General features: G+C 62.7%; 23 protein-coding genes. All 23 read left to right on the top strand.

Annotated elements, in window-relative coordinates; all coding sequences use genetic code 11:
- Nucleotides 1-7 precede the first annotated feature (7 nt).
- Nucleotides 8-541: a 50S ribosomal protein L6 gene (gene rplF / locus ACK8OU_RS05385; RefSeq protein WP_410302344.1), complete on the top strand. Its 534-nt coding sequence runs from the start codon at nucleotides 8-10 to the stop codon at nucleotides 539-541.
- Between the two features lie 11 nt (nucleotides 542-552).
- Entirely contained in the window at nucleotides 553-912 is a 360-nt protein-coding gene (rplR, locus tag ACK8OU_RS05390) for a 50S ribosomal protein L18 (RefSeq protein WP_410302345.1), read from the top strand.
- A 10-nt stretch (nucleotides 913-922) separates the two neighbouring features.
- Nucleotides 923-1,486 carry a 30S ribosomal protein S5 gene (gene rpsE, locus ACK8OU_RS05395; RefSeq protein ID WP_250042310.1) on the top strand — a complete coding sequence of 188 codons (564 nt, stop codon included), beginning with the start codon at nucleotides 923-925 and terminating at the stop codon, nucleotides 1,484-1,486.
- Nucleotides 1,487-1,498: 12 nt separating this feature from the next.
- Nucleotides 1,499-1,690 carry a 50S ribosomal protein L30 gene (gene rpmD / locus ACK8OU_RS05400; RefSeq protein ID WP_250042308.1) on the top strand — a complete coding sequence of 64 codons (192 nt, stop codon included), beginning with the start codon at nucleotides 1,499-1,501 and terminating at the stop codon, nucleotides 1,688-1,690.
- A gap of 159 nt (nucleotides 1,691-1,849) precedes the next feature.
- Nucleotides 1,850-2,320: a 50S ribosomal protein L15 gene (rplO, locus tag ACK8OU_RS05405; RefSeq protein WP_410302346.1), complete on the top strand. Its 471-nt coding sequence runs from the start codon at nucleotides 1,850-1,852 to the stop codon at nucleotides 2,318-2,320.
- Nucleotides 2,321-2,423: 103 nt separating this feature from the next.
- Nucleotides 2,424-3,785 carry a preprotein translocase subunit SecY gene (gene secY / locus ACK8OU_RS05410; protein ID WP_410302347.1) on the top strand — a complete coding sequence of 454 codons (1,362 nt, stop codon included), beginning with the start codon at nucleotides 2,424-2,426 and terminating at the stop codon, nucleotides 3,783-3,785.
- A gap of 21 nt (nucleotides 3,786-3,806) precedes the next feature.
- The gene (locus tag ACK8OU_RS05415; RefSeq protein ID WP_410302348.1) at nucleotides 3,807-4,463 is read left to right on the top strand and encodes an adenylate kinase; all 657 of its coding nucleotides are present in this window, start codon (nucleotides 3,807-3,809) and stop codon (nucleotides 4,461-4,463) included.
- Between the two features lie 184 nt (nucleotides 4,464-4,647).
- Nucleotides 4,648-5,016: a 30S ribosomal protein S13 gene (gene rpsM, locus ACK8OU_RS05420; protein ID WP_410302349.1), complete on the top strand. Its 369-nt coding sequence runs from the start codon at nucleotides 4,648-4,650 to the stop codon at nucleotides 5,014-5,016.
- A gap of 15 nt (nucleotides 5,017-5,031) precedes the next feature.
- A complete protein-coding gene (gene rpsK, locus ACK8OU_RS05425) occupies nucleotides 5,032-5,421 on the top strand; it encodes a 30S ribosomal protein S11 (protein WP_410302350.1) in 390 nt (129 codons plus the stop codon).
- 116 nt (nucleotides 5,422-5,537) lie between these two features.
- Nucleotides 5,538-6,554, top strand: coding sequence for a DNA-directed RNA polymerase subunit alpha (locus ACK8OU_RS05430; protein ID WP_410302351.1), 1,017 nt, complete (start codon nucleotides 5,538-5,540; stop codon nucleotides 6,552-6,554).
- A 136-nt stretch (nucleotides 6,555-6,690) separates the two neighbouring features.
- On the top strand, nucleotides 6,691-7,107 hold the full coding sequence (gene rplQ / locus ACK8OU_RS05435; protein ID WP_250042298.1) for a 50S ribosomal protein L17: 417 nt from the start codon (nucleotides 6,691-6,693) through the stop codon (nucleotides 7,105-7,107).
- Nucleotides 7,108-7,240: 133 nt separating this feature from the next.
- Nucleotides 7,241-7,852 carry an autoinducer binding domain-containing protein gene (locus ACK8OU_RS05440; RefSeq protein ID WP_410302352.1) on the top strand — a complete coding sequence of 204 codons (612 nt, stop codon included), beginning with the start codon at nucleotides 7,241-7,243 and terminating at the stop codon, nucleotides 7,850-7,852.
- 55 nt (nucleotides 7,853-7,907) lie between these two features.
- Nucleotides 7,908-8,498 carry an acyl-homoserine-lactone synthase gene (locus ACK8OU_RS05445; protein WP_250042294.1) on the top strand — a complete coding sequence of 197 codons (591 nt, stop codon included), beginning with the start codon at nucleotides 7,908-7,910 and terminating at the stop codon, nucleotides 8,496-8,498.
- The gene (locus tag ACK8OU_RS05450) at nucleotides 8,495-9,208 is read left to right on the top strand and encodes a helix-turn-helix transcriptional regulator (protein ID WP_410302353.1); all 714 of its coding nucleotides are present in this window, start codon (nucleotides 8,495-8,497) and stop codon (nucleotides 9,206-9,208) included. Before ACK8OU_RS05445 ends, ACK8OU_RS05450 begins: the two co-directional genes overlap by 4 nt.
- 52 nt (nucleotides 9,209-9,260) lie before the next feature.
- On the top strand, nucleotides 9,261-9,848 hold the full coding sequence (locus ACK8OU_RS05455) for an acyl-homoserine-lactone synthase (protein WP_410302354.1): 588 nt from the start codon (nucleotides 9,261-9,263) through the stop codon (nucleotides 9,846-9,848).
- Nucleotides 9,849-9,892: 44 nt separating this feature from the next.
- Nucleotides 9,893-11,203, top strand: a complete 1,311-nt coding sequence (locus tag ACK8OU_RS05460) for a replication-associated recombination protein A (protein WP_410302355.1) — start codon at nucleotides 9,893-9,895, stop codon at nucleotides 11,201-11,203.
- A gap of 31 nt (nucleotides 11,204-11,234) precedes the next feature.
- Nucleotides 11,235-11,612: a fluoride efflux transporter CrcB gene (gene crcB, locus ACK8OU_RS05465; protein WP_410302356.1), complete on the top strand. Its 378-nt coding sequence runs from the start codon at nucleotides 11,235-11,237 to the stop codon at nucleotides 11,610-11,612.
- A complete protein-coding gene (locus ACK8OU_RS05470) occupies nucleotides 11,609-12,673 on the top strand; it encodes an RluA family pseudouridine synthase (protein WP_410302357.1) in 1,065 nt (354 codons plus the stop codon). The genes crcB and ACK8OU_RS05470 overlap by 4 nt, the downstream gene beginning before the upstream one ends.
- Complete coding sequence (locus ACK8OU_RS05475; RefSeq protein ID WP_410302358.1) at nucleotides 12,673-13,338, top strand: HAD-IA family hydrolase; 666 nt, start codon at nucleotides 12,673-12,675, stop codon at nucleotides 13,336-13,338. The genes ACK8OU_RS05470 and ACK8OU_RS05475 overlap by 1 nt, the downstream gene beginning before the upstream one ends.
- Nucleotides 13,335-14,045, top strand: coding sequence for an ATP12 family chaperone protein (locus ACK8OU_RS05480; protein ID WP_410302359.1), 711 nt, complete (start codon nucleotides 13,335-13,337; stop codon nucleotides 14,043-14,045). The genes ACK8OU_RS05475 and ACK8OU_RS05480 overlap by 4 nt, the downstream gene beginning before the upstream one ends.
- Before the next feature lie 214 nt (nucleotides 14,046-14,259).
- Nucleotides 14,260-15,276 (top strand): amino acid ABC transporter substrate-binding protein, encoded by a 1,017-nt coding sequence (locus ACK8OU_RS05485; RefSeq protein ID WP_410302360.1) that lies wholly within the window; start codon nucleotides 14,260-14,262, stop codon nucleotides 15,274-15,276.
- Nucleotides 15,277-15,411: 135 nt separating this feature from the next.
- The gene (locus ACK8OU_RS05490) at nucleotides 15,412-16,674 is read left to right on the top strand and encodes an amino acid ABC transporter permease (RefSeq protein ID WP_410302361.1); all 1,263 of its coding nucleotides are present in this window, start codon (nucleotides 15,412-15,414) and stop codon (nucleotides 16,672-16,674) included.
- Nucleotide 16,675: 1 nt separating this feature from the next.
- Nucleotides 16,676-17,992, top strand: a complete 1,317-nt coding sequence (locus tag ACK8OU_RS05495) for an amino acid ABC transporter permease (RefSeq protein ID WP_410302362.1) — start codon at nucleotides 16,676-16,678, stop codon at nucleotides 17,990-17,992.
- Nucleotides 17,993-17,999 lie beyond the last annotated feature (7 nt).

Here is a 17,999-nt window from a genome sequence, read left to right on the forward strand (position 1 = left end):
GGGCAGGATGTCTCGGATTGGGAAGAAGCCCGTTGAACTGCCGAAGGGCGTGACTGCCACGGTGTCCGGTCAGACGGTTGAAGTGAAGGGCCCGAAGGGGACCCGTTCGTTCACCGCGACCGACGACGTGACCATCGCACTGGATGGCAATGCGGTCACCGTCACGCCGCGCGGCACCTCGAAGCGGGCCCGCCAGCAGTGGGGCATGACCCGCTCGATGGTTGAAAATCTGGCAACCGGCGTTTCGCAGGGTTTCAAGAAAGAGCTTGAGATCCAGGGCGTTGGTTACCGTGCCGCGATGCAGGGCAACGTTCTGAAACTGTCGCTGGGCTATAGCCACGAAGTGAACTTCGAGGTTCCGGCCGGTGTGACCGTTTCGGCACCGAAGCAGACCGAAATCGTTGTGGAAGGGATCGACCAGCAGCTTGTTGGCCAGGTCGCCGCGAACATCCGCGATTGGAAGCGTCCCGAGCCCTACAAGGGCAAAGGGATCCGCTACAAGGGCGAGTTCGTCTTCCGCAAGGAAGGCAAGAAGAAGTAAGGGGCGCAAAAATGGCGAACAACAAACGAGAGCTGTTCCTCAAGCGCCGCCTGCGCGTACGGAACAAACTGCGGGCGATGGCCAATGGCCGTCTGCGCCTGTCGGTTCACCGGTCTTCGAAGAATATCAGCGTGCAGCTGATCGACGACGTCAAGGGCGTGACCCTTGCCGCGGCCTCGACCCTCGAAAAGGATCTTGGCGTCGTGGGCAAGAACAACGTCGAAGCGGCGGCGAAGGTGGGCGCGGCAATTGCCGAGCGTGCCAAGAAGGCCGGCATCGAAGAGTGCTACTTTGACCGTGGCGGTTTCCTCTTTCATGGGAAGATCAAGGCTTTGGCCGATGCTGCCCGTGAAGGCGGCCTGAAGTTCTAAGGAGACGAACATGGCAGAACGTGAACAACGCCGGGATCGTCGCGAGGACCGTCGCGAACGTGAGGAAACCCCGGAATTCGCCGATCGTCTCGTGGCGATCAACCGCGTGTCGAAAACCGTGAAGGGCGGCAAACGCTTTGGCTTTGCGGCGCTTGTGGTTGTCGGCGACCAGCGCGGGCGTGTGGGCTTCGGCAAGGGCAAGGCGAAAGAAGTGCCCGAGGCGATCCGCAAGGCGACCGAACAGGCAAAGCGTAGCCTGGTGCGTGTACCGCTGCGCGATGGCCGCACGCTGCATCACGACATCGAGGGCCGTCATGGCGCTGGCAAGGTCGTGATGCGGACCGCGGTTCCCGGGACCGGGATCATCGCCGGTGGTCCGATGCGCGCTGTGTTCGAGATGCTGGGCGTTCAGGATGTCGTGGCGAAATCGCTCGGCTCGCAGAACCCCTACAACATGATCCGCGCCACCATCGATGGTCTGAAAAAGGAAGCCAGCCCCCGCAACGTCGCGCAGCGCCGCGGCAAGAAGGTGGCCGACATCCTGGGCAAGACCGCCGAAACGGCAGAAGCGTAAGGAGCTGTGGGCATGGCCAAGAAAACCATCGTCGTGAAGCAGATCGCTTCGCCCGCGCGCCGTCCCGCGGTGCAGGCCGCGACCCTGAAGGGTCTGGGTCTGGGCAAGATCAACCGCACCCGCGAGCTGGAGGATACGCCTTCGGTGCGCGGCATGGTCAACAAGATCCCGCATCTTGTCGCCATCGTGGAAGAGCGCGGCTGATCGCGTTGAACAATGATGGGGCGCGCGGGCTTGATCCGCGCGCCCTTTCCTTTTATTAGGCGCGGGTGGAATGCCATCGCGCGTTTCGAAACCAAGAAGAAATGCCGTGTTTGCCCCCTCCGTCGCTGGTGGGGCAGTTCCGGCCAAGGAGTAAGCGACATGAAACTGCATGAACTACGCGACAACGAAGGCGCCGCCCGCAAGAAAAAGCGCGTTGCGCGCGGCCCGGGTTCGGGCAAGGGTAAGACCGCCGGTCGCGGTATCAAGGGTCAGAAATCCCGTTCGGGTGTGGCTATCGGTGGCTACGAAGGTGGTCAGATGCCGCTGTATCGCCGCCTGCCGAAGCGCGGCTTCACCAAGCCGAACGCCAAGTCTTTCGCGGTGATCAACCTGGGCCTGATCGAGAAATTCATTTCCGAAGGCAAGCTGGACGCGAAGGCCGAGATCAATGAGGACGCGCTGGTCGCCTCGGGTCTGGTGCGCCGCAAGCTGGATGGCGTGCGCGTTCTGGCGAAGGGCGAAATCACCTCGAAAGTCACGCTGAATGTGACCGGTGCGTCGAAGGCGGCGATCGAAGCCGTTGAGAAGGCCGGTGGCAAACTGACGGTGGCTGCTGCCGCAGCTGAATAAGCGGTTGTGGGCGGCTCTCGCGCCGCTTACATAGGCAGAAGTTTTCCAAGCGCCGCCGACCGGGAAACGGTTCGGCGGCGCTGACATGAAAGAGACAGGGCAAATGGCATCTGCTGCAGAGCAAATGGCGGCGAACCTCAGCTGGGGCGCCCTTGGCAAGGCGACCGAGCTTCGCCAGCGAATCTTCTTCACGATCGGCTTGCTGATCATCTACCGGCTGGGGACCTATATCCCGGTGCCGGGGATCGATGCCGCCGCGTTGCGGGAATTCATGGATGGCGCCGCGGCGGGGTTGGGGGGCATCCTGTCGATGTTCACCGGCGGCGCGCTTGGCCGGATGGGCATCTTCGCGCTTGGCATCATGCCCTATATCTCGGCCTCGATCATCGTTCAGCTGCTGACGGCGATGGTTCCCGCGCTGGAACAGCTGAAGAAGGAAGGCGAACAAGGCCGCAAGAAGATCAACCAGATCACGCGCTACGGCACCGTGGCGCTGGCGCTGTTCCAGGCCTGGGGACTTGCTGTCAGCCTTGAAGCCGGCGATCTGGCGCATGATCCCGGCCTGTTCTTCAAGATGTCTGTGGTGATCACGCTGGTCGGCGGCACGATGTTCCTGATGTGGCTGGGTGAACAGATCACCGCCCGCGGTATCGGCAACGGGATTTCGCTGATCATCTTCGTGGGTATCGTCGCCGAAATTCCCGCCGCGCTGGCGCAGTTCTTTGCGCAGGGCCGGGCCGGTGCGATTTCGACGCCGGTGATTCTGGGCGTGATTGTCATGGTTGTCGCGGTGATCGGGTTTGTCGTGTTCATGGAACGCGCGCTCCGCAAGATCCACATCCAATATCCGCGCCGCCAGGTCGGGATGAAGATCTATGACGGCGGGTCAAGCCATCTGCCGATCAAGGTGAACCCCGCAGGCGTGATTCCGGCCATCTTTGCCTCATCGCTGCTGCTGCTGCCGACGACGATCTCGACCTTCTCGGGGGCGCAGACCGGGCCGGTGATGTCTACGATCCTGGCCTATTTCGGGCCGGGGCAGCCGCTTTACCTGTTGTTCTTCACGGCGATGATCGTGTTCTTCGCCTATTTCTACACGGCGAACGTGTCGTTCAAGTCCGATGAGGTTGCGGACAACCTCAAGAATCAGGGCGGGTTCATTCCGGGTATCCGGCCCGGCAAGAAGACCGAGGATTACCTTGATTATGTCGTTGCCCGTATTCTGGTTCTGGGGTCGGCCTATCTTGCCGCCGTCTGTCTGCTGCCCGAAATCCTGCGCGCGCAGCTGGCGATTCCGTTCTATTTCGGCGGCACGTCGGTGTTGATCGTGGTGTCGGTGACGATGGACACGATCAACCAGGTGCAATCGCATCTGCTGGCGCATCAATACGAAGGGCTGATCGAGAAATCGCAACTTCGCGGCAAGAAGAAGTCGGGGGCAAAGAAAGCCCCGGCGCGTCGCTGATTCCGAAGGAAAGGGTCGTCGATGACCAACATCATTCTTCTGGGGCCGCCCGGCGCCGGCAAGGGCACGCAGGCGCGCAAACTGGTGGAAGAACGGGGAATGACCCAACTGTCCACCGGCGACATGCTGCGCGAGGCGATGGCCGCAGGAACCGAGATGGGCAAGCGCGTCGCCGATGTCATGAGCCGGGGGGAGCTTGTGACCGATGACATCGTGATCGGTCTGATCGAAGAAAAGATGGCTGGCGCCGATGGGGCCGGGTTCATCTTCGATGGCTTTCCCCGGACGCTGCCGCAGGCGGACGCCCTTGGGAAGCTTCTGGTGCGCAAGGGGCAAAAGCTGGATGCCGTGATCGAGATGCGGGTGGATGATGCGGCGCTTGTCGCGCGGATCACCGGCCGCTTCACCTGCGGCAATTGCGGTGAGGTGTATCACGATGTCACCAAGCCCACCGCCAGGCCCGGCGTCTGTGATTGCTGTGGGTCCACCGATCTGAAACGGCGGGCCGATGACAATGAAGACAGCCTGAAGCAGCGGTTGATGGAATATTACAAGAAGACCTCGCCGCTGATCGGTTATTACTATGCCTTGGGTGACCTTTTCACGATCGACGGCCTGGCCGAGATCGATGAGGTCGCGGGGGAGATTTCGCGAATCCTGGATCAGGGCGACGCGTAAGCCGGGATGGTATTGACCTTGGGGGGAAATCCCTCTAGGTCACGGCGTCTCGGAAGAGAATCGTGTTGGATCACGGGTTTTCCCGCCCGCCCGCACGATGAGCGGCCCGAAGCCATGCTGTCGGGCCTTCTGTTGTGAAAAAAGGTTCTGGGGTTACGGAACCGCAACGAAAAGGAACATACGCGTGGCACGTATTGCTGGCGTCAACATCCCGACGGGGAAACGCGTCCCCATCGCCCTGACCTACATCACCGGGATCGGGTCCCACATCGCTGAACAAATCTGCGAGGCCGTGGGCATCGACCGTACCCGTCGCGTGAATGAGCTTTCGGATGCCGAAGTGCTTGCGATCCGCGAACATATCGACGCCAACTACACCGTCGAAGGCGACCTGCGCCGTGAAACGCAGATGAACATCAAGCGCCTGATGGACCTTGGCTGCTACCGTGGCCTGCGTCACCGTCGCAACCTGCCCGTCCGCGGTCAGCGGACCCACACCAACGCCCGCACCCGCAAGGGCCCGGCGAAGCCGATCGCCGGCAAGAAGAAGTAAGGGGAGGGTTGAGATATGGCTCGTGACAAGACCCGCATGAAGCGTAAGGAACGCAAGAATATCGCCGCCGGCGTCGTTCATGTGAACTCTTCCTTCAACAACACCAAGATCCTGATTTCGGACGTTCAGGGCAACGCCATTTCCTGGTCGTCCTCGGGCACCATGGGCTTCAAGGGTTCGCGCAAGTCGACCCCTTATGCCGCGCAGATGGCGGCCGAGGATGCTGCCCGCAAGGCGCAGGAACACGGCATGAAGACCGTCGAGGTTGAGGTTCAGGGCCCCGGTTCGGGCCGCGAAAGCGCGCTGCGCGCGCTGGCGGCTGTCGGGCTCAGCATCACCTCGATCCGTGACGTGACGCCGATCGCCCACAACGGCTGCCGGCCGCCCAAGCGCCGCCGCGTCTGACAAACCGTTTCAACCCCGGGCCGCGCCCTTCGCGCGGCCCGGGGTCTATTGGCATTTTTCCCTCGGGCGTCCCCGGCTTACGGACATGGGCTTGGGACAAGAATGGAGGCGAACGCATGATCCACAAGAATTGGTCCGAACTGATCAAGCCGGCGCAGCTTGACGTCAAGCCGGGCGCAGACGCGCACCGCCAGGCCACCGTCGTCGCCGAACCGCTGGAACGCGGTTTTGGTCTGACGCTGGGCAACGCGCTGCGCCGCGTGCTGATGAGCTCGCTGCAAGGCGCGGCCATCACCTCGGTGCAGATCGACAACGTGCTGCATGAATTTTCAAGCGTCGCCGGCGTGCGTGAGGATGTCACCGACATCGTCCTGAACCTCAAGGGCGTTGCGCTGAAAATGGAAGTCGAAGGGCCCAAGCGGCTGTCGATCTCGGCCAAGGGGCCGGGCGTTGTCACGGCGGGCGACATCTCCGAATCGAACGGGATCGAGGTTCTGAACAAGGACCATGTGATCTGTCACCTGGACGAAGGCGCCGATTTCTTCTGTGAACTGACGGTCAACACCGGCAAGGGCTATGTCGCCGCCGACAAGAACCGCCCCGAAGATGCGCCAATCGGCCTGATTCCGATCGATGCGATCTATTCGCCGGTGAAAAAGGTCAGCTACGAAGTGCAGCCCACCCGCGAAGGCCAGGTGCTGGACTATGACAAGCTGACGATGAAGGTGGAAACCGACGGCAGCCTGACGCCCGAGGATGCCGTGGCTTATGCCGCGCGTATCCTGCAGGACCAGTTGTCGATCTTCGTCAACTTCGATGAGCCTGAAGCCGCCGGCAAGGGCGAGGCCGAAGAGGGGCTGGAGTTCAATCCGCTGCTGCTCAAGAAGGTTGATGAGCTTGAACTGTCGGTCCGTTCGGCCAACTGCCTCAAGAACGACAACATCGTCTATATCGGTGACCTCATCCAGAAGACCGAGGCCGAGATGCTGCGCACGCCGAACTTCGGCCGCAAGTCGCTCAACGAGATCAAGGAAGTGCTCTCGGGCATGGGGCTGCACCTTGGCATGGAAGTCGAGGATTGGCCGCCAGAGAACATCGAAGATCTGGCCAAGCGTTTCGAAGACCAGTTCTGATTGACAATTCCGGGGGCGGTCGGTTAGACGGCCCCCGAAATGCCCGGAATGCCGGGGAACCCTGGGCATGGTGCCCCAACGACGCAGGCCCAACGCAGGCCCGCAACACAAAGCAAAACGCGACTAGGAGATTCCCATGCGTCACGCTCGCGGTTACCGCCGTCTGAACCGTACCCACGAACACCGCAAGGCGCTGTTCGCCAACATGTCTGGCTCGCTCATCGAGCATGAGCAGATCAAGACCACCCTGCCCAAGGCCAAGGAACTGCGCCCGATCATCGAAAAGCTGATCACGCTTGCCAAGCGCGGCGACCTGCATGCCCGCCGCCAGGCAGCAGCCCAGCTGAAGCAGGATCAGTATGTGGCCAAGCTGTTCGAAATTCTCGGTCCGCGCTACAAGGAACGCCAGGGCGGCTACGTTCGCATCCTGAAGGCCGGCTTCCGCTATGGCGACATGGCCCCGATGGCGATCATCGAATTCGTCGATCGTGACCGTGATGCCAAGGGTGCCGCCGACAAGGCCCGCCTTGAGGCCGAAGCTGCCGCCGAATAATCCCGGCGACTTCAGGTGCCTTGGAAACCCGCCCTTAGGGCGGGTTTTTTCTTTGGACCCGGGCAGGAAGCTGCCCTAGCGTCAGCCAAATCTTTCAGATTGACGGGTTTCATGCGAACCTGTCTAAAAAGATATGTCCATTCAAAGCAGAATCGATTTGAAGCTGAAGGAACTGGCCCAACTCGCACCGCGCGGGTATTCCGTAGGGCTTCACATCCGTTTCACAGCACCCTTGATGATGTTCCAGACCTATGACCGGGCCTGGCTCGACCATTATACCGAAAATGGCTATGTTCTGCGTGATCCGATGGTGGCCTGGGGTTTTTCCAGCACGGGCGCCTGCCGCTGGGACAATTCCGCCCTGCCGGACCCGTTCCATCTGTTCCGCGAGGCACGGAAATACGGTCTGTATTATGGCGTCACGATTTCCTGCGGGCCGATCCGGTCGCGCACGATCGCAAGCTTTGCGCATGGCGAACGGAATTTTACCGATGCCGAGATCGAACGCCTGTCCGCGATCGTGTGGGAATTGCACACCATGACCGAACCGCCGGATGAACTTACGCCCGCACAGGTCGAGGCGTTGAAATGTATCGCGGGGGGCGACCGCCACGCGGCGGCGGCGGCGAAGCTGGGCATCTCCGAAAGTGCGCTGAAGGCGCGGCTGATTTCGGCCCGCGAACGGCTGATGGCGCGCACGACGGCAGAAGCGATCCAGCGCGCCAAGGATTACAGGCTGCTCTGAAACCCGGTTCCCTCCGCCAGGATTGACTTGACCACCAACCCTGCAGGAGGCTGACATGCAGACCACTACCCTTGCTTTCGACAACATTCACAACCACGGGGAGCTTTTCGCAAACATGCTTCGCGCGCGGCGCGAGCTGTTTATCGTTCACAACAAATGGAACCTGCCCGAGGCCCTGGGCATGGAATATGATCAATACGATACGCCGGCCAGCCGCTGGGTCGTGGTGCACGATGAATTCGGGCGCGTTCTGGCCGGAAACCGGTTGACGCCCACCACCACGAAATGCGGGATCTATACCTACATGATTCGTGACGCGCAGCGCGGCCTGCTGGAGACGATTCCGTCGAACCTTCTTTATGACGAAGCGCCGGTTGCCGAACATGTCTGGGAAAGCTCGCGTCTGTTCGTGGCCCATGATGTTCCCGCCGCGTTGCGCCGCCGGGTTCACGCCAAGCTGGTGATGGAACTGGGAAATGCCGCGCGCCGCCTGGGGGCAACCTCATGCCTGACGCTGCTGAATGCCAACTGGCCGCGTTGGGCCGGGCGCGTGGGGGTTCACATGACCGCAATGGGGCCGGTCATGAACATCGACGGCATTGACAATCAAGTTGTGTCCATGGACTTTTCCCAGAACCTGCATTGAGGACAAGCGCCTTTGGCGCCACCGGTTTTTCGGTGGCGCCAAAGGTATTTGCTCAATTCAAGGTTGACGCGTCCAGAAGCAAACAGTCTAAAAGTATAATGATGGTGAGCAAAGAGATCGGCGCGCTCCTGGAGGAGTTGGATGCGATGGCGCCCTGCGGCTATTCCGCAGGGCTGCATATCCGTTTTGCCACACCGCTTCTGTTCCAGAGCTCTTATCCACAGGCCTGGCAGAAGCACTACAGCGACAACGCCTATTATCTGCGCGATCCGGTGGTGTTCTGGGGGATCGGCATCGCGGGCACCACCCGCTGGAGCGCGATCCCCATGCCCGACCCCTTCAGTGTGATGAAGCAGGCGGCGGGGTTCGGTTTGAAATACGGGGCCACCTGTTCCTATGGGCCGATCACGTCGCGTTCGATCGTCGGCATCGCCCGGTCCGACCGCGAATTCACGGATGAGGAACTGGAAAAGCTGACGGATATCACTGTGCGGCTGCATATCGCGGCCAAGCCGCCGTCCGAACTGACGGAGGCGCAGATCGAGGCTTTGAAATGTATTGCGAACGGGGATCGTCACACCGCTGCCGCCGCCAAGCTTGGGATTTCTGAAAGTGCTTTCAAGGCTAGATTGAAGTCTGCCCGCATCCGCCTGGAAGCGCGCACCACGTCCGAAGCGGTGCGGAAGGCGCGGGAATACCGGATGCTTTAGCGGTGTGGCGCCTCGTCTGAACGGTTTTCAACCCCCAGAAGGAGGCACTACGATGGAAGTCACAACCCTTTCCTACACCAATCTTCACAACCACGGCGAGCTGTTCGCGAACATGTTTCGCGCGCGTCACCGTACCTTTATCCAGCAGGCGAAATGGGACCTGCCCGAAGCTGACGGGATGGAGTTCGATCAGTATGACACCCCTGCAAGCCGCTGGGTTGCGGTGCATGACCGGGGCGAGGTTCTGGCCGGCGTGCGCCTGACGCCCACCACACACCGCTGCGGGATCTATTCCTACATGATCCGCGATGCGCAACGCGGGCTTCTGGCGTCGATCCCCTCGAACCTGCTGTTTGATGAGGCCCCGGTTGCGCCCCATGTCTGGGAAAGTTCACGGGTCTTCGTGTCCGACAATGTGCCCGCAAACATGCGGCTGCGGGTGCAGATGCAGCTGATCCATGAAATGGTGATCTCGGCGCGCAGCTTTGGCGCCAGCATGGTGCTGGGGCTGATCCCGGAACATTCGCCGCGGCTGGCCCGGCGCGTGGGGCTGGATTGCGTGGCGGCCGGGCCGGTGCTGGACATCGACGGTTCACGCAGCATCTGCGTCAACATCAACATGGCCACCAAGATGCATTGACGCGGGGGGCTTCCCCGGCGGGGGCGGCGGGGGTAGGAAGGGGCATGCCGGATCTGTTCGACACCCCCGCGGCCGCGCCGCACCCCGAGGCACCGCGCCCCCTGGCGGATCGTATCCGCCCGCAACGCCTGTCCGAGGTGATTGGGCAGGCGCATGTCCTTGGCCCGGAAGGCCCGCTGGGCGCGATGCTGGCCGCCGGTTCGCTGTCGTCGTTGATCCTGTGGGGGCCGCCGGGCGTGGGTAAAACCACGATCGCCCGGCTTCTGGCGCAGGAAAGCGACCGCGCCTTCGTGCAGATCAGCGCAATCTTTACCGGCGTGCCGGACCTGCGCAAGGTCTTTGACGCAGCCCGCCTGCGCCATGCGCAAGGCCGCGGCACGTTGCTGTTCGTGGATGAAATCCATCGTTTCAACAAGGCCCAGCAGGACAGCTTTCTGCCGCATATGGAGGATGGCACCATCCTTCTGGTCGGGGCGACCACCGAAAACCCCAGCTTTGAGCTGAACGCCGCGCTATTGTCGCGCGCGCAGGTGATCGTGCTGGAACGGCTGACACTGGCCGATCTGGAACGGCTGGCGCAGCGGGCCGAACAGGCGCTTGGCCGGGCGCTGCCGTTGCAAGCCCCCGCGCGCGAGGCATTGCTGGAAATGGCCGATGGCGATGGCCGCGCGCTTTTGAACCTGATCGAACAGGTCATGGCGTGGAAACTGACCGCGCCCCTGACGACCGGGGCGCTGGGCCAGCGTCTGATGCGCCGTGCCGCGAAATACGACAAGTCGGGTGATGAACATTACAACCTGATTTCAGCCCTGCACAAATCGGTGCGCGGATCGGACCCCGATGCCGCGCTGTATTGGTTCGCCCGGATGCTGGAAGGGGGCGAGGATCCGCGCTTTCTGGCGCGTCGCCTGACCCGGATGGCGGTCGAGGACATCGGCCTTGCCGATCCGCAGGCGCAGACCCAATGCCTGCACGCCTGGGAAACCTATGAACGGCTTGGCAGCCCCGAGGGCGAACTGGCCCTGGCGCAAGCGGTGATCTATCTTGCGCTCGCCCCCAAATCGAACGCGGGCTACATCGCCTACAAGGCCGCGCGGGCCGAAGCGCGCCGCACCGGTTCGGAACCGCCGCCCAAGCATATCCTGAACGCGCCTACAAAGCTGATGGCAGAACAGGGCTATGGCGAAGGTTATGCCTATGATCACGATGCCGAAGACGGCTTTTCGGGGCAGAACTATTTTCCCGAAACGATGCGCCGCCCGGTGCTGTATCAGCCTGTCGAACGCGGATTTGAGCGCGAGTTGAAAAAGCGCGTCGAATGGTTCGCACGCTTGCGTGACAAGCGCGGCGGTTGACTTTGCCGGCATGGCGGGCAAGAGAGGCGCGATGATCCAGACCCTTTTGTCCGTGGCCCTTGGTGGCGCTTTGGGCGCCAGCGCGCGCTATCTTGTGAACATCTCCGCACCGCGGGTGCTGGGGCAGGGGTTTCCCTACGCCACGATGGTTGTGAACGTGCTGGGCTCGGCGCTGATGGGGGGGCTGGTGGTGGTGTTGGCGCAAAAGGCGGGCACGCGGTTCGCGCCTTTCCTGCTGACGGGCGTTCTGGGGGGCTTTACGACCTTTTCAGCCTTTTCGCTGGATGCGGTCAGCCTGTGGGAACGGGGCGCGGGCGGTCTGGCCGCGGCCTATGTCGCGGGGTCGGTGATCTTGTCGCTGGCCGCGCTTTTCGCCGGCATGGCGCTGGCACGGGGGTGGTTTGCATGAGCGGCGTTCAGATCCTGACAGTGACCGAGGCCGAGGGCGAACAGCGCCTTGACCGCTGGTTGAAGCGGCGCTTTCCGCAGGTAACCCAAGGGGCGGTGGAAAAGATGTGCCGCACGGGCCAGCTGCGCGTGGATGGCGGGCGGGTCAAGGCTTCGACCCGTGTCGCGCCGGGGCAGGAAGTGCGCGTGCCGCCGCTGCCCAAGGCCGATCCTGCACCCGGCCCCGGCAACGGTGCTGCCGCGCCCCGCACACCCGGCATAAGCGCCGCGGATGAAAAGATGATCCAGGCCTGCGTGTTGTGGAAGGATGAACATATCATCGCCCTGAACAAGCCGCCGGGCCTGCCGTCACAGGGCGGTTCGGGGCAGGGGGACCGGCATGTGGACGGGCTGACTGCCGCGTTGATGTTCGGCTACAAGGAACGTCCCAAGCTGGTGCACCGGCTGGACAAGGATACCTCGGGCGTGCTGCTTTTGGCGCGGACCGATCGGGTCGCGCGCGCGCTGTCCGAGGCGTTCCGGCTGAAAACCACGCGCAAGATCTATTGGGCCGCGGTGGCCGGTGTGCCGAACCCCAAAATGGGCACGGTGCGCTTTGGCCTGGTGAAGGCCCCGGGGCATGGGCGCGGCGGCGAGGGCGAAAAGATGATCTGCATCCACCCCGCCAGGATCGACCAGACCGAGGGCGCCAAGCGCGCCACCACCGATTATGCCGTGCTGGATGCGCTGGGTACGCGGGTCGCCTGGGTGGCGCTGGTGCCGATCACCGGGCGCACGCATCAGCTGCGCGCACATATGGCCGAACTGGGCCATCCGATTGTGGGCGATGGAAAATACGGCGGATCAGGGCAGGAAAACCTGGGCGATGGCTGGGGCGCGCAACTGGGCGGGGAAATCAGCCGCAAGCTGCATCTGCATGCCCGCTCGATCAGCTTTGACCACCCGATCACGAAAAAGCGCATCACCCTGATCGCACCCCTGCCGGACCACATGGCGCGCACCTGGAAAACGCTGGGCTGGTCCGCCGCCGATGTGCCCGCCGACCCTTTCGAGGATCTTTGATGAAGCTGTTTGTTTTTGACGTTGATGGCACCATTTCGGACAGCCAGGCGCATATCCTGCATGCGATGACGCTGGGGTTCGAAGCCGTTGGCCTGCCCGCGCCAAACCGTGAGGCGGTGCTGTCCATCGTCGGGCTGTCGCTGCCCGTGGCCGTGGCCGAACTGGCCCCCGGCCTGCCGGTGGCGGATCAGGACCGCATCGTCGAGGGCTACAAGCAAAGCTATTTCACCAGCCGTGCCGCCCAGCCGGCGCCGCTTTATCCCGGCGCGCGCGATCTGCTTGTGCGGCTGGCCGGGCGCGGTGATGTGTTGCTGGGGGTGGCGACAGGCAAATCCCGGCGGGGACTGGACGCGCTGATCAGGGCCCACGCGCTGGAGGGTGTCTTTGATACGCTGCAGGTGGCCGATGACCACCCGTCGAAGCCGCATCCCGAAATGTTGATGGCGGCGCTTGCCGAAACCGGGGTGGGCGCGCGCGATGCGGTGATGATCGGTGATACCAGTTTCGACATTGAAATGGGCCGTGCCGCAGGCACCGGCACCATTGGCGTACGCTGGGGCTATCACCCCGTGGATCGGTTGCTGGCTGCTGGCGCGGACCGCATCGTGGACACGTTCGAGGCGCTGGAAGGCGCACTGGATGCGATGCTTGAGGTGCTGGCATGAGCGGCTGGCGCGCCAAACGGTTCTGGAAGGCGGCCTCGGTCGAAGGGGGCGGGGATGGTTTTGCCGTGCAGTTGGATGGCCGGCCGTTGCGCACACCGGCCAAGGCCGCACTGGTGGTGCCGACGCGTGCCATGGCCACGGCGATCGCCGTCGAATGGGATGCCCAGGGCGATGATGTCGATCCGCGCACCATGCCCGTTACCCGCAGCGCGAATGCCGCGATTGACAAGGTCCGTCCGCAACATGCCGAGGTCGCAGCCCTGATTGCGGATTATGGCGGCACCGATCTTTTGTGCTACCGCGCCGATGCACCGCCCGCGTTGATCGCGCGTCAGGCGGCGGCCTGGGATCCGCTGCTGGATTGGGCCGCCGGGGCGCTGGGCGCGCGTCTGGTGGTGACGCAGGGCGTGATCCCGGTGGCGCAGCCGGGGGCGGCGCTGGACGCGTTGATGGATCAGGTCACGGCGCTGAGCGCATTCGAACTGGCGGCGCTGCACGATCTGGTGTCGATCACCGGTTCGCTGGTGCTGGGGCTTGCGGTGGCCCGTGGGCGGATATCGGGGCAGGAGGCCTGGGATATCGCCCGAATCGACGAAACCTGGCAGATCGAACAATGGGGCGCCGATGAGGAAGCCGCTGAAGAGGCCGCGTTGAAGCGCGCGGCGCTGCTGGACGCGGAACGATTCTGGCATCTGGCCCGGGGTTGACGTAACAAAGTTTCGTGTCGTCCGCCCTTCATGCAAAACACGGGGTCCCGACCTGTGTTGACGCCGCGCAACCTGTTAGCGCCTGAAAGTTCACTTGACGCGGACTTTCCAAATGTCCCAAAGTTTCACCATTGGGGGTCAACCTCACAACACCGTCGGCCGGATGGGCCGACAGAACCACCCGTCAGGGGTGGCAACTCAGGAAGAGGTAAACATGAAAACATCGGTATTCCTCGGCACGCTGACCGCAGCCGGTCTGGCGGCCGGCATCGCATCCGCGGCCACGCTTGATGACGTGAAGGCGCGGGGCGAATTGAACTGTGGCGTGAACACCGGGCTTGTCGGCTTTGCCGCGCCGGATGCGAATGGCAACTGGTCGGGCTTTGATGTCGCGGTCTGCAAGGCGGTGGCCGCTGCCGTTCTGGGCGATGCGTCCAAGGTGAAATATGTGCCGACCACCGGGCAGACGCGCTTTACCGCGCTGGCCTCGGGCGAGGTTGACATGCTGGCGCGCAATTCCACCTGGACCTTCTCGCGCGACACCGACCTGAAGCTGGATTTCATCGGGGTCAACTATTACGACGGCCAGGGCTTCATGGTCCGCAAGGATCTGGGCGTGTCCTCGGCCAAGGAACTGGACGGCGCCTCGATCTGCATCCAGACCGGAACCACGACGGAACTGAACCTGGCCGACTATTTCAAGGCCAACAACATGAGCTATCAGCCCATCGCGATCGATTCCAACGCCGAGGGCGAACAACAGTATATCGCGGGCGCCTGTGACGCCTACACCACCGATGCATCGGGGCTGGCAGCGACGCGGGCGGCCTTTGCCGACCCGGACAACCACATCATCCTGCCCGAGATCATCTCGAAAGAGCCGCTTGGGCCGGCAGTGCGGCATGGCGACAGCGAATGGGGCGACATCGTGCGCTGGACGCTGAACGCGCTGATCGCGGCTGAAGAATACGGCGTGACCTCGGCCAATATCGAGGAACTGTCCAAGGGCACCCAGAACCCCGAAATCAACCGCCTGCTGGGCGTCGAGGGCGATCTGGGCAAGATGATCGGGCTGGATAACGACTGGGCCAAGCGCGCGATCCTGGCCGGCGGCAACTATGGCGAGATTTATGCCGCGACCATCGGCGAATCCACCCCGATCGGTCTGGCCCGCGGTCTGAACGCGCAATGGACCCAGGGCGGGCTGCTTTACGCGCCGCCGTTCCGCTAAGCGCATGAACCGGGCGCGCGGCATTGCCTGCGCGCCCGAAACCGACAAGCCCCGAAGGGGCACCCCGAAGCGCAGGGCGCAAGTGCCCGAACGATACGGCCTAAGCCGAAGGCGCCCGGGATCAGGGGATGTAGAATGACGATCGCTTCCGAGCCGCCGAAAGCGGGCTTTCGGCTCAGCCAGCTTGTCTATGACACACGCTACAGATCACTGACCATTCAGGTCATCGTCTTCATGTTGTTCATGGCAGGCGCTGCCTGGCTGGTGGACAATACGGTGCGCAATCTTCAGGTGCTGGGCAAGGATTTCAACTTCGGCTTCCTGTCGAACCGTGCGGGTTATGACATCGGGCAGATGCTGATACCCTATACCAATGACAGCACGCATGGGCGCGCGCTGCTGGTGGGGCTGACCAACACGCTGTGGATTTCGTTTCTGGGCTGCATCGCGGCCACGGTCATCGGGGTTTTCGTGGGGGTGCTGCGGCTGTCGCGCAACTGGCTGATCGCGCGGTTGATGACGGTCTATGTGGAAACCTTCCGCAATGTGCCGCTGCTGTTGTGGATTCTGGTGATCCTGGCGATCTTTACCGAAACCATGCCGGCGCCGAATGCCTACAGGGTCGCCCCCGATACCGGCGTGGCCGGGCAAGAGATGCTGTTTGGCATGATCGCGCCGACCAACCGCTACACCGCGATCCCGGCTGTGGAATTCACCAATTCACTGGGCGCGATCGCCACGCCGCTGGCGCCGGTGTCGATTGATTTCCTGCTGATCGTCGCGGTTCTGATCGGATCGGTGCTGGTCAACCGCAGGCTTCTGGCCCGCGCCCGCCGCATTCAGGAAGCCACCGGCGTGCGGCCCGTGACCTGGTGGCAATCGCTTCTGGTGCTGGTCGTGCCGGCCGCGACGGTTCTGGTCGCGCTGGGCTTCCGGCTTGGTGTGCCGGAATTGCGCGGGTTCAACTTTGTCGGCGGCACGAATGTGTCCAATTCCTTTGTTGTGCTTTGGTTGGCGCTGTCGCTTTACACCGGCGCCTTCATCGCGGAAATCGTGCGGGCGGGCATCATGGCGATTTCGCGCGGCCAGACCGAGGCGGCCTTTGCCCTGGGGCTGCGCCCGCGCCGTACCATGAGCCTGGTGATCTTGCCGCAGGCGTTGCGGGTGATCGTGCCGCCGCTGATCTCGCAATTCCTGAACCTGACCAAGAATTCCTCGCTGGCCATCGCGGTGGGCTACATGGACCTGCGCGGTACGCTGGGGGGGATCACGCTGAACCAAACGGGGCGCGAGCTGGAGGCGATCTTGCTGATGATGCTGATCTATCTGGCGATCTCGCTGACGATTTCGGGGGTGATGAATGTCTACAACGCCCGCGTGAAGCTGAAGGAGCGGTGAGATGAGCGAGACCCACGCCCAGACCGTCGCCTATGTCCGCGACACGATGCTGCCCGAACAGCCCCCGCCCGCGTCCCAGGCCGGGGTGATCCGGTGGCTGCGGGAAAACCTGTTCTCGGGTCCGCTGAATACGGTGCTGACGCTGGCGGGCGTTGCCGTCATCTACTGGCTGGTCAGCCATTATTACGGCTGGTTCGCCCGATCCGTCTGGACTGCCGGGTCGCTGGCTGAATGCCGCCAGATCATTGCCGCCACCTGGGGCGAGGGGCTTTCGGGCGCCTGCTGGGCGGTGATCCGTGAACGCTGGCATCAGTATCTGTTCGGCTTCTACCCGCCTGAACTGTATTGGCGCCCGGTGCTTGTCTTCGTACTGTTGTTCGTGGCGCTGGCCCCGGTGTTGTTTTCTGCCTTTCCACGCAGGATGCTGCTGTTTTCTGCGATCTACCCGGTGCTGGCGATCTGGCTTTTGTGGGGCGGGTCGCTCTGGCCCGAGGTGATGATCGTGCTGGGGGTCGTGTTGGGCTATCTGGCCCTGCGTCTGCTGGAACCGCGCATGCCGGGCTTTGCCATCTTTGGCGCCATCGGCGTGGCGCTGGCGTTCTGGGCCTGGGGGGCGGGACCGCTGGCCGATGCGCTGCGCGCGCTGGCGCCGGTGTCGCTGACGCCGGTGGCGTCGGATCGGTTCGGCGGGTTCCTTCTGGCGGTGACGCTGGGGGTGGGGGGCATCGTGATGTCGTTGCCGCTGGGCATCATGCTGGCACTGGGGCGGCAATCAGACATGTTCCTGGTCAAAACCTTGTCGGTCTGCTTCATCGAGTTCATCCGGGGGGTGCCGCTGATCACGCTGCTGTTCGTGGCATCCTTGTTGCTGAATTATTTCCTGCCGCCGGGCACCAATTTCGACATCATCCTGCGGGTGATGATCCTGGTGACGCTGTTCGCCGCCGCCTATATCGCCGAGGTGGTGCGCGGCGGTCTGGCCGCCCTGCCGCGCGGCCAGTATGAGGCCGCGGATGCGCTGGGGCTGGATTACTGGAAGGCACAGCGGCTGATCATTCTGCCGCAGGCGCTCAAGATCTCGATCCCGGGCATCGTGTCGACCTTCATCGGCATGTTCAAGGATACGACACTGGTGGTGTTCGTGGGCCTGTTCGACCCGCTGAAGGGTATTTCCGATTTCGTCCGCGCCGATTTTGCCTGGAAGGGGATCTACTGGGAACCCTACATCTTTGTCGGCGTCATCTTCTTCCTCTTCAACTTCAGCATGTCCCGATACTCGATGTATCTGGAAAACAGGCTGAAGCGCGATCATCGATAAGGAGTCC

Origin of the sequence: Pontitalea aquivivens (genome assembly GCF_046507575.1) — a bacterium.
In the GTDB taxonomy this organism is placed as follows: Bacteria; Pseudomonadota; Alphaproteobacteria; order Rhodobacterales; family Rhodobacteraceae; genus Pontitalea; species Pontitalea aquivivens.

Bases quoted from the DNA above. Each gene is read 5' to 3' on its own strand.
- rplF (WP_410302344.1), top strand. From the start codon at position 8: ATGTCTCGGATTGGGAAGAAGCCCGTTGAACTGCCGAAGGGCGTGACT.
- rplR (WP_410302345.1), top strand. From the start codon at position 553: ATGGCGAACAACAAACGAGAGCTGTTCCTCAAGCGCCGCCTGCGCGTA.
- rpsE (WP_250042310.1), top strand. From the start codon at position 923: ATGGCAGAACGTGAACAACGCCGGGATCGTCGCGAGGACCGTCGCGAA.
- rpmD (WP_250042308.1), top strand. From the start codon at position 1,499: ATGGCCAAGAAAACCATCGTCGTGAAGCAGATCGCTTCGCCCGCGCGC.
- rplO (WP_410302346.1), top strand. From the start codon at position 1,850: ATGAAACTGCATGAACTACGCGACAACGAAGGCGCCGCCCGCAAGAAA.
- secY (WP_410302347.1), top strand. From the start codon at position 2,424: ATGGCATCTGCTGCAGAGCAAATGGCGGCGAACCTCAGCTGGGGCGCC.
- ACK8OU_RS05415 (WP_410302348.1), top strand. From the start codon at position 3,807: ATGACCAACATCATTCTTCTGGGGCCGCCCGGCGCCGGCAAGGGCACG.
- rpsK (WP_410302350.1), top strand. From the start codon at position 5,032: ATGGCTCGTGACAAGACCCGCATGAAGCGTAAGGAACGCAAGAATATC.
- ACK8OU_RS05430 (WP_410302351.1), top strand. From the start codon at position 5,538: ATGATCCACAAGAATTGGTCCGAACTGATCAAGCCGGCGCAGCTTGAC.
- rplQ (WP_250042298.1), top strand. From the start codon at position 6,691: ATGCGTCACGCTCGCGGTTACCGCCGTCTGAACCGTACCCACGAACAC.
- ACK8OU_RS05440 (WP_410302352.1), top strand. From the start codon at position 7,241: ATGTCCATTCAAAGCAGAATCGATTTGAAGCTGAAGGAACTGGCCCAA.
- ACK8OU_RS05445 (WP_250042294.1), top strand. From the start codon at position 7,908: ATGCAGACCACTACCCTTGCTTTCGACAACATTCACAACCACGGGGAG.
- ACK8OU_RS05455 (WP_410302354.1), top strand. From the start codon at position 9,261: ATGGAAGTCACAACCCTTTCCTACACCAATCTTCACAACCACGGCGAG.
- ACK8OU_RS05460 (WP_410302355.1), top strand. From the start codon at position 9,893: ATGCCGGATCTGTTCGACACCCCCGCGGCCGCGCCGCACCCCGAGGCA.
- crcB (WP_410302356.1), top strand. From the start codon at position 11,235: ATGATCCAGACCCTTTTGTCCGTGGCCCTTGGTGGCGCTTTGGGCGCC.
- ACK8OU_RS05470 (WP_410302357.1), top strand. From the start codon at position 11,609: ATGAGCGGCGTTCAGATCCTGACAGTGACCGAGGCCGAGGGCGAACAG.
- ACK8OU_RS05475 (WP_410302358.1), top strand. From the start codon at position 12,673: ATGAAGCTGTTTGTTTTTGACGTTGATGGCACCATTTCGGACAGCCAG.
- ACK8OU_RS05480 (WP_410302359.1), top strand. From the start codon at position 13,335: ATGAGCGGCTGGCGCGCCAAACGGTTCTGGAAGGCGGCCTCGGTCGAA.
- ACK8OU_RS05485 (WP_410302360.1), top strand. From the start codon at position 14,260: ATGAAAACATCGGTATTCCTCGGCACGCTGACCGCAGCCGGTCTGGCG.
- ACK8OU_RS05490 (WP_410302361.1), top strand. From the start codon at position 15,412: ATGACGATCGCTTCCGAGCCGCCGAAAGCGGGCTTTCGGCTCAGCCAG.
- ACK8OU_RS05495 (WP_410302362.1), top strand. From the start codon at position 16,676: ATGAGCGAGACCCACGCCCAGACCGTCGCCTATGTCCGCGACACGATG.